The 13527-nt window shown below is 42.0% G+C and carries 11 protein-coding genes; 9 read left to right on the top strand and 2 right to left on the bottom strand.

Going from position 1 to position 13527, the window contains the following annotated elements:
* The first annotated feature begins 9 nt into the window (after positions 1-9).
* From KUA50_RS04245 to KUA50_RS04215, 7 genes are all read left to right on the top strand, one after another.
* Positions 10-870 (top strand): aldo/keto reductase, encoded by an 861-nt coding sequence (locus KUA50_RS04245; RefSeq protein ID WP_218456878.1) that lies wholly within the window; start codon positions 10-12, stop codon positions 868-870.
* 109 nt (positions 871-979) lie between these two features.
* Positions 980-1504 carry a hypothetical protein gene (locus tag KUA50_RS04240; RefSeq protein ID WP_256624250.1) on the top strand — a complete coding sequence of 175 codons (525 nt, stop codon included), beginning with the start codon at positions 980-982 and terminating at the stop codon, positions 1502-1504.
* A gap of 232 nt (positions 1505-1736) precedes the next feature.
* Positions 1737-2345, top strand: a complete 609-nt coding sequence (locus tag KUA50_RS04235) for a hypothetical protein (protein WP_218456876.1) — start codon at positions 1737-1739, stop codon at positions 2343-2345.
* Positions 2346-2466: 121 nt separating this feature from the next.
* Complete coding sequence (locus tag KUA50_RS04230; protein ID WP_218456968.1) at positions 2467-2643, top strand: hypothetical protein; 177 nt, start codon at positions 2467-2469, stop codon at positions 2641-2643.
* A gap of 1142 nt (positions 2644-3785) precedes the next feature.
* Positions 3786-4175 carry a PepSY-like domain-containing protein gene (locus KUA50_RS04225; RefSeq protein ID WP_413777444.1) on the top strand — a complete coding sequence of 130 codons (390 nt, stop codon included), beginning with the start codon at positions 3786-3788 and terminating at the stop codon, positions 4173-4175.
* Positions 4172-4324: a hypothetical protein gene (locus KUA50_RS04220; protein WP_218456195.1), complete on the top strand. Its 153-nt coding sequence runs from the start codon at positions 4172-4174 to the stop codon at positions 4322-4324. Before KUA50_RS04225 ends, KUA50_RS04220 begins: the two co-directional genes overlap by 4 nt.
* Before the next feature lie 387 nt (positions 4325-4711).
* Complete coding sequence (locus KUA50_RS04215; protein WP_218456196.1) at positions 4712-6700, top strand: KUP/HAK/KT family potassium transporter; 1989 nt, start codon at positions 4712-4714, stop codon at positions 6698-6700.
* Positions 6701-6902: 202 nt separating this feature from the next.
* Here KUA50_RS04215 and KUA50_RS04210 read toward each other — a convergent pair whose 3' ends face one another.
* Together KUA50_RS04210 and KUA50_RS04205 are read right to left on the bottom strand one after the other, a co-directional pair.
* On the bottom strand, positions 6903-8171 hold the full coding sequence (locus KUA50_RS04210; protein WP_218456197.1) for an ammonium transporter: 1269 nt from the start codon (positions 8169-8171) through the stop codon (positions 6903-6905).
* 49 nt (positions 8172-8220) lie between these two features.
* A complete protein-coding gene (locus KUA50_RS04205) occupies positions 8221-8577 on the bottom strand; it encodes a P-II family nitrogen regulator (RefSeq protein WP_022111209.1) in 357 nt (118 codons plus the stop codon).
* 636 nt (positions 8578-9213) lie between these two features.
* Between KUA50_RS04205 and KUA50_RS04200 the strand changes: the two genes are divergently transcribed.
* Both KUA50_RS04200 and hrpB read left to right on the top strand, forming a co-directional pair.
* On the top strand, positions 9214-10851 hold the full coding sequence (locus KUA50_RS04200; protein ID WP_118117293.1) for an ABC-F family ATP-binding cassette domain-containing protein: 1638 nt from the start codon (positions 9214-9216) through the stop codon (positions 10849-10851).
* Positions 10852-10919: 68 nt separating this feature from the next.
* Positions 10920-13463 (top strand): ATP-dependent helicase HrpB, encoded by a 2544-nt coding sequence (hrpB, locus tag KUA50_RS04195; RefSeq protein WP_218456198.1) that lies wholly within the window; start codon positions 10920-10922, stop codon positions 13461-13463.
* The last annotated feature ends 64 nt before the right edge of the window (positions 13464-13527 follow it).

Below are 13527 nucleotides of genomic sequence, written 5' to 3'. Positions count from 1 at the left end.
ATATTGGTTATGAAGAAGATAAAGTTAAGCAATGGCGTGGAAATGCCACAACTGGGTTATGGTGTTTATCAGGTGGAACCTGATGAGTGTGAGCGTTGTGTGCTGGATGCTCTCAGCGTGGGCTATCGGATGATAGATACTGCGCAGGCTTATCTCAACGAGGAAGCCGTGGGCAACGCATGGAAGAAGAGCGGCGTAAATCGTGATGAGATTTTCCTCGTTTCCAAGGTCTGGCCTTCCAACTATGGCGATGGACAGACCATGAAGAGCATCGACGAGAGTCTGCGCAAACTGCAGACCGACTATATAGACCTGATGCTCCTCCACCAGCCTTACTGCGACCGCTACGGTGCCTATCGTGACTTGGAAAAAGCTTACAAGGCAGGAAAGGTTCGTGCCATCGGAGTGAGCAACTTCTTTCCTGATCATCTTATAGACCTGGCTTCAAACATGGAGATTGCGCCGATGGTGAACCAGATGGAGACGCACGTGTTCAACCAACAGTATGAGACTCGAAAATTCATGGATGAGATTGGCACCAAGCTCATGGCGTGGGCTCCTTTGGCAGAAGGTCAGAACGGAATGTTCACCAACCCTACCCTCACCCAGATTGGCGAGAAGTACGGCAAGACTGCTGCACAGGTAGCCTTGCGCTGGCTGCTGCAGAGCGATGTAATCATCATCCCGAAGACCGTTCACAAAGAAAGAATGCAGGAGAATCTGAATCTCTTCGACTTCGAACTTGATGCTGAGGACATGCAGAAAATTGCTGCGCTCGACACCGCCCACAGTCTCTTCCTCGACCATCATAGCGGAGAAACAACCAAGCAGTTTATGGAGTGGAGAGCTGTGGTGAAACCTACTGAATAAAGAGACTCTTAGAAACGAGCTCACTCTTATATGATAAATTTCGCTAAAAAATTGGTTATTTCAAAATAATTGGTGTATATTTGCATAAAAATCATTAGAATGGAGAATTATGGAAGAAAAATTATCGACTATATATTTGGTAAACGGTCAAACAGCTCTGCAGTATCTTATGAACGTGAGCAAAAAAATACAGGCAAATAGCGACCGAAGCGATATTCGAGTGTTTGAGACTGGGATATCCCCTCAACGACATGGAAATATCAGGCAAAGCTCGCGAGTTGCTGAGGAAGAGGAATGTAATAGGTTGATCAGTATTGCCAAGGAGAATAACTTATACATAGATAAGGAAGATTGGGATAAATTCGGCAATCGACGGATGATTCCAACAGGGGAAAGTATTGTCTTTTTGAGCAAGGACGGAAGTGTCTTCACAAAGATGAAATCTCCATTTTCCAAGGTTCCTTTAAAACAAACTCATCCGGAGGATATTATCTACGAGCATCTGATACACAATATGTTATTTCCTAGTACCAGGTACAGGTTCATCGGAATTTCAGAAGATATCAAAGGAATCAGAATCGTCTTGCAGCAAAAGAACATATCATCTATGTTTAGAGTTCCTACCCCAAAATGATAGACGACTATCTCCGAAATGTATTGGGATTAACTAAGGAAGACAAGTATTTCTATGGTAATGAATAAATGTTTCATAATCAAGAAACAAATAGCGTTTAAATGAGTTATATATCCCATTTTTAACATTTCCATAGCAAGTAATTGCCAGATCCCCATAAGACACGTGCTACTTATAATTCTAATATATCTTGCTTATGTTAATATTTCTCCAAAAAAATAAAATAGATATTATGCAAAGACTGATAATCACTCTTTGCATAATATCTATTCCTTTTTTTCAATCGTTTTCTAAAAGGTATTCAAAGACAAACTTAAAGATAGATATTCCTTCTGAGAATATTCATTTTAGAATGCAAGTATATAAAGGCAAAAACTATTTTATTTTACCGAAAGCAACTTTACACTCTTTAAATAAATATATGGATAATGAAAGAATTTGGCAATGGGAGAAAACATATATTATTGGCAAAACAAATGTAATATTAGACAGTTTTAAAGTGGGAGACATCGTTGGAGATATATGTACTGGTTTTTATAAAATTCGTAAGAAAACTTCTTTTAGATTATTATATTTTATTCCACCACAAAAAATAGAATATGTCATATTACCTTATATGTATAATGAAAAAACAAATAGACTTTATATTAAAAATATTAGTGATTATATAACTACACCAGATACAAAATACCTCTATTCTATAGATGATAATCACCTTATATGGATAGAAAATACACCATCTTATGAAAAAATACCGAATGAAGTATGTCGTTTGCAGATATATAATCATCCATCTCTAAGCGTAGAGAAAGAATTAAAGGAAGAATATTTAAAGGAATAATAGTCCTAATGGCATAAAATACAGGCTCAGGAGAGATTGTCCGTGGGATAAGACAACCTCTCCTAATCAAATATCTTGACTATACGATATATATTTCAAAAAAATGTATTACCTTTGTAGCATGGCTAAGAAAACTTCAACATTCGATTACGAAATATTGGTACGCTATATGCTTCCGAAAGGCATCTTGGATACATTTGAGGTAGCCAAGGTAGAGGAAGAATGTACTGGTGTCATGGATGAGACCAATACCGAAATACGTATACTTCAGACGTTGTCATTTAAACTGTGCCGATAAAATTCCACATTAACGACACTATAATCAGACTTTATTTTCTATTGCTTGAACAATGACTATCAATCTTTTGTAGAATAGCGAAATTAATTACTTTATTTAAAGGAAAAAGTTATTTTTGAGGCTATTTTTGCGATTTAAGACCCTCGAAAATGGCGAAAAAATGAAGCAGAAATGCCAAAACAAGTACCCCAAAATGCAGTTTTAGTAAAGAAACACAACAAAATGGCAGGCAAGAAATGGATATTGAACATGGATTTTCTTTGAATTTGAGAGACAGGAGAATATAAGAATAAGATTTTTTAGGAGAGAAAAAGAGGGGTTTAATAATCATATAACACACTGATAGTCAAGTACTTCTAATTACATCTTATACACTAAGACACTTGCTATGAAGAAAAACAAAATCCGGTCAAAATCGGTCATGGTCATTTTCGGTCAAAATGAAATTGAAACCGGTCAAAATGGTCTATAATATAATATAAATAAATATTTATATTATATTATAGAATGACCGAGCGCCCCCGAAAATGATTTTGACCGAAAATGACCATGACCGGAAATGACCGCTTTTCTAAAATTCTGAGTCACAAGCCTTCATTTTCTTCAAAATCAGTCAAAATGCAGCAATTGATTTCCGAAATATCATTGTAAAGCACTATCAGTCAGGCACTTACAGACACAACTAAAAAATCTGTAGCGGAAAAATTTGTTTTCAACTCCAAATTGTTGTACCTTTGCACCAGCAATCGAAAGAAAGCTTCTCTTGCACCGAAAGTCGGTCTTTACAGACGACACATTTGAGTCTCGATTGATGTCAGGCGCCGGACATCAATGACGACCAAAATAAGGGCAAGAAATGGGGCTTCTGGGGAATTGAAATATCAACCATCTAAACACACACAAAGTATGATTAATTACAGCATCGCAGGAGAAGAGAAATAGAAAGAAAAAAGCGAAAAAAAGAATGTTTTTACTTAAACCTTTGTGGATAGTATGCGTCTACTTCATAAAGTATAGGACATATAGTATAGGATGTTCAGACATTCATCGCAAATAGAAATTATAAACTTTTAATATTGTGGCTTATGAAAAGAATGATAAGAATTTTGATGATTGCCATTTGCTGCATGCTAACATGCAATATGGCAGCAAATGCAGGCAATGACAAGCCTATCGCCGTTAATGCTCTCCCGATAAAGGCTCAGACCTTACTCAGCAACCATTTCAACAATCAGAAGGTGATACTTGCTACCATTGAGACGGGAGTTATCAGCAAGAGCTATGATGTGGTTTTGCAGAACGGAACCAAGCTGGAATTTGATAAAAAGGGAAATCTCACTGAGATTGACTGCAAGCAGGGAAAAGTGCCAGCCAAGCTGATTCCGCAGGCCATCAGAAACTACCTGAAGGAGAATTACCCAGCGCAAGCGGTAAAGAAGATTGAAATGAACAAGAATGAATACGAAGTGGAATTGGCAAATGGGTTGGATTTAACCTTCAACAAGCATTTTCAGGTAATCGACATCGATTGATAAGACAACTCGACGCCATGGTCTATGTAGGCGTTACGGTTCGCCTGTTCAACAAGCATCTTGCATGGTTCGATCGCCTGCTCAACTATCGCCCAGGTTGCCGCAGATATGTTTATGGTCTTGCCCGATATATAAGAAGACAGATGTAAGTTTTTTGATGTGGTCGTGTTTAAGCACTCATCACAATTCAGGGATTATAAAATTTGAATTTGTAGCTTATACCCCACCAACCTTCCGATTTCAGCATGAATGAAGATTCGGATAGTTGATGGGGCTTTTTTGAGTCCGAGAAAGAATATCACTTTTTTACCTCTTCCAAACAGTCATTTACTGCCAACTAAAACGAAAGTTAAAACAGATAAATCTTGTTAAACAAATCATTTTTTACTACTTATGTTCATACCTTTGCACCCAAATTTATAATCAAAAAGGGAAATTTTATGTTCTAATAAGGATAATACAAAGGATCATTCCTTCAATTAAAAAGGTTCATTCCTTAATTGAAAGGATCATACATTAATTAACAAGAGAAAAATATGAGAGAAAAAACAGAAAGTTCAGTAGCCTGCAACCATCACAAAGTAGGCTTCTTAGGGCTGCTCGTCACATTAGGCATCGTGTTCGGAGACATCGGAACATCACCCCTCTATGTAATGAAGGCCATCCTCCATACAGGCGAAACCATCAACGAAAGTACTATTCTGGGCGCATTGTCCTGTATCATCTGGACACTCACCCTCCAGACCACCATCAAATACGTATGTGTGGCGCTGCGTGCCGACAACAATGGCGAGGGAGGCATCCTTGCCCTCTACGCCCTGCTGCGCCGACTCAAGAGCAAGTGGATTTACATTCTTGCCATCATTGGCGCAAGCACCCTGCTGGCAGACGGAATCATTACCCCTGCCATCACGGTGACCACGGCCATCGAAGGACTCGAGAGCATCAGTCCACACCTACCAGTCATTCCCATCACCCTTGCCATCATCACCATCATCTTCTTCGTGCAGCGTTTTGGTACAGAGAGCATAGGCAAATCGTTTGGCGTCTTCATGCTGCTATGGTTCCTGCTGCTGGGTGTGGTGGGAGCATTCAGCATCACGTCTTACCCATTGATACTGAAGGCTTTCAACCCCTATTACGCAGCCATACTGCTGGCAAGATCTCCTGAATGGTTCTTGATTCTGGGTGCCGTATTTCTCTGTACCACCGGTGCAGAGGCTCTCTACTCCGACCTGGGGCATTGCGGCAGAAAGAACATCGCCATCAGTTGGGGATTTGTAAAAACCATGCTCATTCTCAATTATCTGGGTCAGGGAGCATGGGTGCTGAACCATATCCAGACTGCCTCCTCCGTGAATCCGTTCTTTTCCATCATGCCGCAGAGCATGCTGTTCTTCGCCATCATCATGGCCACAGGTGCTGCAATCGTTGCGAGTCAGGCACTCATCAGCGGAACCTTCTCCATTTTGAGCGAAGCCATGAACCTTCACTTCTGGCCACGCATGCGAATTAAGCACCCTACCCATGTTAAGGGGCAACTCTATATCCCGATGATCAACCTCGCTATGTACATCGGCGTGGTGCTCATCATCCTGCTCTTCCGCGACTCCTCACACATGGAAGCAGCCTACGGACTTGCCATTACCATCACCATGCTGATGACCACCCTGCTGCTCGGTTTCTACCTGCACAGCAAGGGCGTGGCACGGGTCTTCACCCTGCTGTTTATGGGCGCATACTGCACCATCGAAGCCATCTTCCTGGCAGCCAATCTGTCAAAATTCCTCGCAGGAGGATGGTGTACGATGCTCATTGGCGGAATCCTCTTCCTGATGATGTATGTATGGGTGAGAGCCATGAAGATACGCTGCCATTATATCAGTACCAAACCGCTGGATGACTATTATCAGATTATCTCCGATATCAAGGCCGACGAAAGCATTCCCAAGTACGCGTCCAACCTTGTATATGTAAATCATGCCGGCAAGGAAGGTGCTGTAGATGACAAACTGCTCTATTCCATCATCAACAAGCAACCTAAACGAGCCGATCATTACTGGCTTATCAATATGGATTTTGTTGATACACCAGACACACTGGAATACCGCTGCGAAACCCTGGTACCCGATACTCTTTACAGCATAACGATGCACATAGGTTTCCGCATAGAGCCTCGGGTAAGCCTCTATCTGAGACAAGTGGTGGAAGACCTTGTGGCAAACCAAAAGGTAGATCTGACCAGTACGTACTCTTCGCTTCGCAAAAATGGTATTTCTGGCGACTTCCGCTTCATCATTATCCACCGCGTATATTACCCGGAAAGTTCCGATAATCGTCAACAGAATTTACTGATGAGTATCTATGCTCTTATCTGCAAGATAGGCATTGATGAGCCAAAGGCATTGGGACTTGACACTTCTATGGTGACAGTGGAACGTGTACCGCTCATCATCAACCAACGCAACAAGAGTATCAGGCGCATTACGCCAATAGTGGAAGAAAAGGAGGAACATTCCAATTAAATAATATTAGCAGAGGAGAATAGATATCCTCTGATTAGCAGAAATAAATAAACCGGCTGACTTTATGTAACAAACATAAAATCAGCCGGCTATGTATTTTAAAACTCACATGTATCAGAGTCAGAACCTATTCTATCAGCCTTCAGCATTGCGATTTCAAGCATTTAGTCGATCATTATAGGCTGACCTGTGGAAATCTCAATTAGTTACTATACGCACTCTCACCATGCTCGTAGATGTCGAGACCTTCCTCCTCTACTCGCTTGTCAACACGTACACCTACAGACTTATCAACCACCTTGAAGATAATGTAAGTAACTATGATACTATAAATGATACTTACCACGGTGGCTACTACCTGAATCCAAAGCTGGTGCCAATCACCATAAAGGGCTCCCTGAACACCATCAGTACCAGTTACACAATGAGTGGCGAATACACCAGTAAGTATAGAACCTAAAATACCACCCATACCATGAACACCAAAAGCATCAAGCGCATCATCATACTTGAACTTCTCTTTTACTACTGCTACCATGAAGAAGCAGACTACGGTAGAAATGATACCGATGCAGAATGCTCCTAAAATATCTGTACTACCTGCGGCTGGAGTGATAGCCACCAAACCGGCTACGGCACCGGTACAAGCTCCAACAGTGGTTGGTTTCTTATTGACAAACCAGTCAATGATCATCCAGGTAGTGGCTGCGGCTGCGGTGGCGATATGGGTTACGAGGAAGGCATTGGCAGCCAAACCATCGGCAGCCAGACCGCTACCTGCATTGAATCCGAACCATCCCAACCAGAGGAATGACATACCCATGAACACGAAAGTAATGTTGTGAGGAGTGATAGGATGACCAGCACGGTAATCATCACGCTTGCCCACACAGAGTGCCATGACCAGGGCTGCTACACCAGCATTGATATGAACCACAGTACCACCAGCAAAGTCGATGGCTCCCATCTCCTGCAGGAAACCGCCTCCCCACACCCAGTGGGCCATTGGAAGATAGGCGATGATGATCCAGAGAATGGTGAAAAGTACATAACCGTTGAATTTGACACGCTCGGCGAAAGCACCGAGGATGAGGGCTGGAGTAATCAGGGCGAACATGCACTGGAACATGGCGAATGTAAGTTCTGGAATACCTGTAGGCATGATAGAATCCAGACCGATGCCATGAAGGAAACATTTATCAAAACCTCCGATGATGCAAGCCAAAGGATTGCCGGAATCTGCATATTCTGTAGAGAAAGCCCAGGAATATCCGAATGCTACCCATATCAAACTGACTACTGCCACGATAAATACCGTCTGCATCAAAATACTCAATATATTCTTCTGGCGCACCAGACCGCCATAAAAAAGTGCAATACCTGGGATTGACATCAAAAGCACCAAGATGGTAGCCATAATCATCCACGCTGTGTTACCTGTATCGAGTGTTGTCAATAATAAACTGCTCATAAATATCTTAAAGTTAAATTAGAATACAATATTATACAAAAACGTCTTTTTATTTTTCTTTCTCAGCATTATATAATGCAATGTCGCCTCGTTCACCGGTTCTGATTCTGATGGTATCCATTACTGGAATCACGAAGATACGACCATCTCCGATTTCTCCCGTCTGTGCTGCACCCTGTATGGCAGCGATAGTAGGTTCTACATTCTTATCACGAACCACAATATTCAGAAGCACTCGTTCGATGCTGCTGGTATCGTACATCACACCACGATAAATACGAGCCTGGCGCATCTTTCCTTCACCTCTTACATTGTAATAAGAGAACCACTCGATGTCTGCTGCTAAAAGTGCTTTCTTGACATCCTCGAATCTGGACTTGCGGATAATTGCCTCAATCTTCTTCATAATCCTTTAATAATTAATAATGTGTTAATACTTCTATTGATTGTCTCTTTTTGAAAACGGACTTTCATTGGTTGTTATTCAAATCAAGTCATCCTTTATCGTTATGTTCGTTTTCGGCTGCAAAATTAATACATTTTGCTACAAAAACAAAACATAAACAAACATATTGTTTTATTTTTATTGCTTATGTTTTAGTTTGTTCTTTGTTTATAGTTATATCCTTACAATCTGAAATATAAATATGATTTTAACCGAGCAATTAGTAAGTTTTATAAAAATATTTAGAGTTAAATGTTTCTTTAAAGTGCATTTATTCTATCAAATTGCCTTAATTCTAAATAAAAAAATAACAAAACGCTTAAATTTATGTTCATAGGAATAAAATCATGAAATATTTACTAAATGATGATGGATTCATAAACTTACAAACACCAATTTTCAATATTATACTTATATTTATGCGCAAAATTAATCATTTATATAGTTATATCCTAAAGATTGGTTGATTTTTGAATATTTTTCAGAATATAATTTGTACCTTTGCATTCAGAAACATCGATACGTTCATTTTTATCAGAAAACAGAAAGCAAAGTCGATGAACACCTTATTATATAATATAGACAGAAGAAAAAAATATGATTACAGTTGATGGACTGACCGTCGAGTTTGGCGGCACCACCTTATTCAAGGACATTTCCTTCCAGATCAATGAGAAGGACCGTATAGCCCTGATGGGTAAAAATGGCGCAGGCAAGAGTACCTTGCTTAAAATCATTGCTGGTGTGAGAACGGCTACAAGAGGTACGGTTTCCGCTCCAAAAGATTGCGTCATTGCCTATCTTCCGCAGCATCTGATGACCGAAGACGGTCGAACCGTGTTCGATGAAACCTGTCAGGCGTTCGCTCATCTGCACGAGATGCAGGCGGAAATCGACCGTATCAACAATGAACTTGCCACCCGTACAGACTATGATAGCGATGACTACATGCAGCTCATCGAAAAGGTTTCTTCACTCTCAGAAAAATTCTATGCCATCGACATGACTCATTTCGAAGAAGATGTTGAGAAAACTCTTCTCGGTCTGGGTTTTGAACGTTCTGATTTCGATCGTCCTACCAGCGAATTCTCTGGTGGTTGGCGAATGCGTATCGAATTAGCAAAACTACTGCTGAAATCTCCTGATGTCTTGCTGCTGGATGAGCCTACCAATCATCTCGACATCGAATCTATCGGTTGGCTTGAGGATTTCATCATCAACAGTTCTAAAGCCGTGGTTGTCATCAGCCACGACCGCAAGTTTGTAGATGACATTACTACTCGTACCATCGAGGTTACTATGGGGCGCATCTACGACTACAAGGCTACCTATAGCCAGTATCTGGAACTGCGCAAGGAGCGTCGCGAACAGCAGATGAAGAAATATGAGGAGCAGCAGAAGATGATAGCCGAAACCAAGGATTTCATTGAGCGCTTCAAAGGTACTTATTCCAAAACATTTCAGGTGCAAAGCCGCGTAAAGATGCTGGAGAAACTTGAACTTATTGAGGTGGATGAAGAAGACACCAGTCGCCTTCGCCTCAAGTTCCCACCAAGTCCTCGCAGCGGTGCCTATCCTGTGCAGATGAGCGATGTATCAATGTCTTTTGATGATAAGAAGATATTCAGTGGCGTGAATCTTACTGTAGAGCGTGGCGACAAGATTGCTTTCGTAGGTCGTAATGGCGAGGGTAAATCCACGCTCGTGAAATGTATCATGGGACAGTTGCAGAATGAGGGAAAACTCGAATTGGGGCATAATGTACAGATAGGTTATTTCGCCCAGAATCAAGCCTCTCTGCTTGATGGTGAACTCACCGTATTCCAGACTATCGACGATGTGGCGAAAGGAGAAATCCGCAACAAGATACGCGATTTGCTCGGGGCTTTCATGTTTGGTGGCGAAGACTCTACCAAGAAGGTGAAAGTCCTCTCCGGTGGTGAGCGTACTCGCCTTGCCATTCTCAAACTCCTTCTGGAGCCGGTAAACCTGCTGATTCTGGACGAGCCTACCAACCATCTCGACCTCAAGACCAAGGACGTGCTCAAGCAAGCTCTTCTGGATTTCGACGGAACCCTCATTGTAGTGAGTCACGACCGCGATTTCCTCGATGGACTGGTGAGTAAGGTCTATGAATTCGGTCATGGTCGCGTCCGCGAACATTTGTGCGGCATCTACGAGTTCCTCGAAACCAAGAAAATGGAAAATCTGCAGGAACTGGAAAAGAAATCATAACATCATCATGGCTTTCATGAAAAGTCAGAGCAAACGCCATAGTAGATTACTTTAAAAAACAACAAGTAATGTCGATTGAAAATATAGCCAAACGTTCCGGTAATCTTCCGGTTTTTCAAATCGCTGATGCAGTAAACCAAACTTTGTCAGAGCACAATTCCATTGTGATTACGGCTGCACCCGGTTCTGGAAAATCAACCGTTCTCCCGCTTACCATGCTTCAAGCATTGGGAAGCGAGGGGAAAATAATCATTCTCGAACCCAGGAGAATTGCAGCCAGACAAATCGCTGAGCGCATGGCTTATTTGCTCGGTGAACCGATAGGAAAAACTGTGGGCTATCGTATTCGCTTTGAAACCAAAGCTTCTAAAGATACACGCATTGAAGTCGTGACGGAAGGAATTCTTACCAGAATGCTGATAGAAGATGCTACACTCGACGGGGTGAATCTTGTTGTCTTTGATGAATTTCATGAAAGAAGTCTTGCGGCTGATCTGGCTTTTGCCCTCACCCATCAGACCCAACAGATTATCAGAGACGACCTGAAAATCGTCATCATGTCGGCTACCATTGATGTGGACTCTATCTGCCATTCCCTTCAGGCTCCCATGATAGAGAGTCAGGGAAAAATGTTTCCAGTAGAAATCGTTTATGCAAAGGAAACTCCGCAACTTCATGAGATTGTGCAGGTTACCGCTGCCACTATCCTGAAAGCCTATAGGGAACAGGAAGGAGACATGCTTATATTTCTGCCTGGACAGGGAGAGATTATAAAATGCGCGGAATTGCTCGAGAAATCTTCACTTGATGCAAAGGTTTATCCTCTTTACGGCAACTTATCTCAAGAAGCACAAAAACAGGCCATCGCTCCTTCCCTGGATGGAGAAAGGAAGATTGTGCTCGCAACTCCTATTGCTGAAACTTCTATTACTATTGAGGGGGTAAAAATTGTGATAGATGCGGGCTATTGCCGTCGTTTGAACTATGATGCGAAAACTGGATTGAGTCGTCTTGATACAGTAAGAATCAGCAAGGACATGGCTGTACAGAGAGCGGGACGTGCAGGACGAGTGACAGAAGGAACCTGCTATCGACTTTGGACAATGGCGACGGAACATCAGATGGAGGAACAACGTAAACCGGAAATTCTGGAAGCTGACTTGTCATCCATGTTGCTTGAAATCGCAGCATTCGGCGAAACAAATGTTGCAGTCTTGCCTTGGCTTACTCCACCTCCGACTGGTAATTTACTGAGTGCAAAGGAATTATTAGTAATGCTTGGAGCGATTGTTCTGCATAATTCCCAGCCAAAGAATGTTTCTAATAGCAAGGAGGAAGAAGCTTCTTTCAGCCTGACTCCTTTGGGCAAAGTAATGGTCAAACTCCCTTGTCATCCTCGTATTGCTAAAATGATTTCGGGAGCGAAAACGCAGCAGGAGAAGAGTCTGGCATGTGATGTGGCTGCTCTCTTGGAAGAAAAAGATCCGCTTTCTGATCAGGAGGATAAGGATATTACTCTTCGCATTTCCCTTTTGCGGAATGCACGCAGAAAACAGAGTTTGGGCAGATGGGCAAAAATCGCAAAGAGTTCGGCAGAACTGCATCGTATGTGCAAGGTTAAAGTGGAGAATCAGGATCCTTCTGCTGAAGTTGTCGGCCGTCTGGTGGCTTTAGCTTATCCGGAACGCATCGCCCTCGCCATGGATCATATTGGCAACTATCGTTTGGCGAATGGTAATAGAGTCAGAATAGAAAGCACAGATTCCCTAATTGGTTACCAATGGCTTGCGGTGGCTTCGATGCATTCCAATGGAAATGCAGGAAAGGTTTTCTTAGCAGCACCTGTCTGCGAAAAGGATTTACAGGAACTCGCCACAGAGCATGATCATGTTTCTTGGGACAGTAAACAGGGATGTGTTGTCATGCAAAGGGAAAAAAGAATTGGTAGAATCATTGTTGACAGCAAACCGATTCATGATATTGATAAAAGTCTGATTATCAACATTATATGTGAAGCTATCAGAAAAGATGGACTTAGCATGTCCGACTGGAATGAACAGGTGCAGATGCTGCAGAGGCGTGTGGCTCAAGTGACAGAATGGCATCCTGAACTGGAGATTCCGAATCTGAGTACTCCTTATCTGATGGAACATGCGCAAGACTGGCTTCCGTTCTATCTGGAAGAAGGAAATCATGTGATTTCCACTAATAGTGAACTGAAGAAAATCAATCTGAAAGAAGTTTTGTGGAATAGCATTCCTTATGATCTTCAACAGGAAATCGATCGGCTGGCTCCTACCCATATCCAAGTTCCTTCTGGTAGCAGAATCAAACTCGATTACCGCCAGGGTACTGAAATTCCTGTATTGAGCGTACGCTTGCAGGAGTGCTTTGGAATGAAGGAAACACCTTGTGTGAATGACGGAAAACAGCCTGTACTGATGGAACTTCTGTCGCCTGGTTTCAAGCCGGTGCAATTGACTCAGGATTTGGGCAGTTTCTGGAAGGACACATATTTTGAAGTACGAAAGGAATTGAAGCGCCGCTATCCTAAGCATTTCTGGCCTGAGAATCCGTTGGAAAGCGAAGCTGTTAAAGGAGTGAAGAGATAGTTTATCTTTTCACTCTATTTTTGAATTTCTCATCTTAGTTTTTTACTTTTTTACCTTACTTTTT

Origin of the sequence: Segatella hominis (assembly GCF_019249725.2) — a bacterium.
Taxonomy (GTDB): domain Bacteria; phylum Bacteroidota; class Bacteroidia; order Bacteroidales; family Bacteroidaceae; genus Prevotella.
This window is presented reverse-complemented; position numbering and strand designations above follow the sequence as displayed.

Excerpts from the sequence above, each read along its gene's own strand:
- KUA50_RS04245 (WP_218456878.1), top strand. The coding sequence starts at position 10 with ATGAAGAAGATAAAGTTAAGCAATGGCGTGGAAATGCCACAACTGGGT.
- KUA50_RS04240 (WP_256624250.1), top strand. The coding sequence starts at position 980 with ATGGAAGAAAAATTATCGACTATATATTTGGTAAACGGTCAAACAGCT.
- KUA50_RS04235 (WP_218456876.1), top strand. The coding sequence starts at position 1,737 with ATGCAAAGACTGATAATCACTCTTTGCATAATATCTATTCCTTTTTTT.
- KUA50_RS04230 (WP_218456968.1), top strand. The coding sequence starts at position 2,467 with ATGGCTAAGAAAACTTCAACATTCGATTACGAAATATTGGTACGCTAT.
- KUA50_RS04225 (WP_413777444.1), top strand. The coding sequence starts at position 3,786 with ATGGCAGCAAATGCAGGCAATGACAAGCCTATCGCCGTTAATGCTCTC.
- KUA50_RS04215 (WP_218456196.1), top strand. The coding sequence starts at position 4,712 with ATGAGAGAAAAAACAGAAAGTTCAGTAGCCTGCAACCATCACAAAGTA.
- KUA50_RS04210 (WP_218456197.1), bottom strand. The coding sequence starts at position 8,171 with ATGAGCAGTTTATTATTGACAACACTCGATACAGGTAACACAGCGTGG.
- KUA50_RS04205 (WP_022111209.1), bottom strand. The coding sequence starts at position 8,577 with ATGAAGAAGATTGAGGCAATTATCCGCAAGTCCAGATTCGAGGATGTC.
- KUA50_RS04200 (WP_118117293.1), top strand. The coding sequence starts at position 9,214 with ATGATTACAGTTGATGGACTGACCGTCGAGTTTGGCGGCACCACCTTA.
- hrpB (WP_218456198.1), top strand. The coding sequence starts at position 10,920 with ATGTCGATTGAAAATATAGCCAAACGTTCCGGTAATCTTCCGGTTTTT.